A 2,773-nucleotide genomic window follows, 5' to 3' on the forward strand; every position below is an offset into this window, starting at 1 on the left:
CCCGCCGTCGGGGAAGTACACCGCGAACGCCACGTGGCTCACCCCGGCCGTGCTCGCCCACAACCTCACCCGCGCCCTGGGCTGCCTGGCGTCCGCCTTCCACGCAAAGGCCCGCACCGGCACAATCCGCCGCCAACTGGTAGCCGTCCCGGCCCGATTGGCCACCGCCGCGCGCACGCTGACCTCCCACCTCCCCGCCCGATGGCCCTGGCAGGACGCCTTCCAGAGCCTGTGGACAGCCAGCAGGTGTCGCCTGCGGCCCTGAACTCCCGCCCGCCACAACCGCCCACGGCCCAAGGATCTCGGAAACCCCGCCACCGGAACGGCCATCCGGCAATCGCCCATGCCCAGCCACCGAAATCCACCCCGAACGGCACCGGAAACGGCACACAGAAATCGAGTCGGCGGATCCAGGTTCAAGCCACCGCATCGACATGCGGCAATCACTCAGCTACTGCGGAGCACCAGTCCCAAAGAGGTTCACGGCGAAAGCGCGCCAGAACCTCTTCATACTCGACCATTTCGCCGAAATTAGTATCCAGCAATCCCGAGACCCCCTGAATTACTTCGCTCAACAGGTCGCGAATACAGGACACTCCGGAATATTCAGGCAAGATCGCTTGAAAAGCGCCGATCCTGTGGCGAACTTCGTCCACTTCCGCTTCGTCAAATTCACCTAGTATTCCAGCCGTAGATCGTGATCACGGATGAGAAGGTCTCCCGTCCCGATAGCCTGCGGTGAGGCCGCCACGGCGGCTTCACCGCAATAGTAGGAAGGATGTGTCGTGATCCGTCCGGAGGTTGCTGACTTCACCGCCCTTGACAAACTCCCGTCCGAGGACGGCGAGCCCGACGAGGCTCTTGAGGAGGCCGTCGAACGCGCGGGAGCTCTTCTGGGTCTTATTGAGCGACCCGTGACCGATGAGGAGGCCCATGCCTTGGCGGACTGCTTCGGCGACGACGAATGCTTCGGCGTGGCCTGGGTCCTCCTGCATCTCATCGAGACGGCTCCTCACGCGCGTGAGGACCAGCCTGAAGCCGCTCGACGATGGCGCGATGGTCTGACGAGCCAGTCCCACGCGCAGGCTACCGACGAGCGGCCTTCACATCCGTGATCACGATGGTGAGTGGCGCCTCTCCGCCTACCCGAGTTCACCGAGACGGAGGGTGTCCCTTATCTCGCTGAGCCTCGCGGTTGTCGCCGGGGTCCGTTCCTTCGCCTGTTCGCCGAGACGGAGGACGTCCTCAATCGCGCTGAGCTTCGCGGAGGACAGGACGCCCGCCCGCTCGATCAGGTCGTCCCGGGACACGGTGGTCACCCACGTGCAGGGGGTAAAGCCCGGGCGCGGGAACGCGAACCGCAGCACGCCTTCAAAGGGCAGTCCTTCCATGGCGCCTACTTGCACTTCGACGCCCAGACCGCTGATGTCGACGCCCGCAGGAGTGACGACCTGCATCGCCCGGATCCTGGACGCGTCGTCTGCCGCCAACAGTACGACCAGCCGCCGCTCGTCGAACTCCACCCACCAGACTTCACCACGTTGCATATGTCCTCCTGACTCAGGACGGCAGGCGGAACTGCGCGACCCTGACGCGTTGTGGAGACGGGTGCGGCCACCGTTGATCATCGTGAGTTGTGTGGACTGACGAAGAGACGCTGGCCGCAGGTCACAGGATAGAACCCGCCCGTTGGCGGGACGCGTTCGAGGGCCTGATGGGCCGGATCGCGGGGCGCTTCGCCCGGGTCGAACCCCGGTGCAGGGCGGCTCGGTTGGTGCTCGCTCTGTTGGCTGACCTGCCGCGCAAGAACTGCTGGACCATCGCCGAGTGGGCTGGCGAGACCACTCCGGACGGCATGCAGCATCTGTTGGGCAGGGCCAAGTGGGATGCCGATCAGGTCCGCGACGACGTGTGCGGCTACGTGGTGGAGCACCTGCACGACGACGGGGCGGTGCTGGTCGTCGACGAGACCGGCAATGTGAAGAAGGGCACGGGCACGGTCGGCGTCCAGCGCCAATACACCGGCACTGCCGGCCGCATCGAGAACTCCCAAGTCGCCGTCTACCTGGTCTACGCAGGCAAGCGCGGCCACGCCGCAGTGGACCGGGAACTCTACGTTCCGCGCTCCTGGACCTCCGACCCCGACCGCTGCCGCGCCACGGGCCTCGCCGAGGAAACCACCTTCGCCAGCAAGCCGGAGCTGGCCACGCGTATGGTCGCCCTGTTCCTGGACGCCGGCCATCAGGCTGCCTGGGTTGCCGGCGACGAGACATCCGATGCAGAAGATCTGTCAAGCGGTCTGGGTGAGTTGAACGTCTGACGGGACGGGGAAGGCGACGGTTTCGCTGTAGCAGACGCGGTGGGTCAGGCAGTGGTGGAGGCAGCCGACCATGCGGTTGAACAGGTTGCGCTGGGCGGAGGTATGGCGGTCTCCGGCCTCGCGTCAACGGTCTGATCATGTGCTCGGTCACGGTGCCGGTGCCGGTGCTCGCCGCTCTTTTCCAAGGGCTCACATCCGGGTACTCAGGTTGAACTCGCGGAGTCCGGCGGTCTGATCGTGTCGTTCATGGTCAGACCGGTGGGTGGCAGACAGCCGTCCACCAGGTGGGGCCGGTACTGGATCTTCTTCAGCTTCCGCTTGATCACGCGGGTGAGGTGTGTGAGGTCGGCGGCGGCGGAGTCGGCCAGGTGCCGCTTGAGGAGCGACCAGATCCCCTCGGCCGGGTTCAGCTCCGGCGCGTAGGAGGGCATCTGGAAGATCTGTAACCAGTCC

Annotated in this window: 4 protein-coding genes and 2 pseudogenes; 3 read left to right on the forward strand and 3 right to left on the reverse strand. The window is 65.6% G+C overall.

Annotated elements, in window-relative coordinates:
* Positions 1–265 (forward strand): annotated as a pseudogene (locus tag ACFYX0_RS47320) (IS1380 family transposase); the annotation flags it as partial.
* 178 nt (positions 266–443) lie between these two features.
* Here ACFYX0_RS47320 and ACFYX0_RS47325 read toward each other — a convergent pair.
* Complete coding sequence (locus ACFYX0_RS47325) at positions 444–656, reverse strand: hypothetical protein (RefSeq protein ID WP_388981926.1); 213 nt, start codon at positions 654–656, stop codon at positions 444–446.
* A 129-nt stretch (positions 657–785) separates the two neighbouring features.
* Between ACFYX0_RS47325 and ACFYX0_RS47330 the strand changes: the two genes are divergently transcribed.
* Positions 786–1,115: a hypothetical protein gene (locus ACFYX0_RS47330; protein ID WP_388981929.1), complete on the forward strand. Its 330-nt coding sequence runs from the start codon at positions 786–788 to the stop codon at positions 1,113–1,115.
* A 27-nt stretch (positions 1,116–1,142) separates the two neighbouring features.
* On the opposite strand, the gene ACFYX0_RS47335 is transcribed toward ACFYX0_RS47330, so the two are convergent.
* On the reverse strand, positions 1,143–1,547 hold the full coding sequence (locus ACFYX0_RS47335) for a type II toxin-antitoxin system PemK/MazF family toxin (RefSeq protein WP_388981932.1): 405 nt from the start codon (positions 1,545–1,547) through the stop codon (positions 1,143–1,145).
* A gap of 167 nt (positions 1,548–1,714) precedes the next feature.
* Here ACFYX0_RS47335 and ACFYX0_RS47340 point away from each other — a divergent pair.
* A pseudogene (locus ACFYX0_RS47340) lies at positions 1,715–2,269 on the forward strand (IS701 family transposase); the annotation flags it as partial.
* Positions 2,270–2,523: 254 nt separating this feature from the next.
* Here the strand turns inward: ACFYX0_RS47340 and ACFYX0_RS47345 are convergent.
* A partial coding sequence (locus ACFYX0_RS47345; protein ID WP_388981934.1) for a transposase occupies positions 2,524–2,773 on the reverse strand: 250 nt, incomplete at its 5' end.

The organism is Streptomyces sp. NPDC002573 (assembly GCF_042889625.1).
In the GTDB taxonomy this organism is placed as follows: Bacteria; Actinomycetota; Actinomycetes; order Streptomycetales; family Streptomycetaceae; genus Streptomyces; species Streptomyces gibsoniae.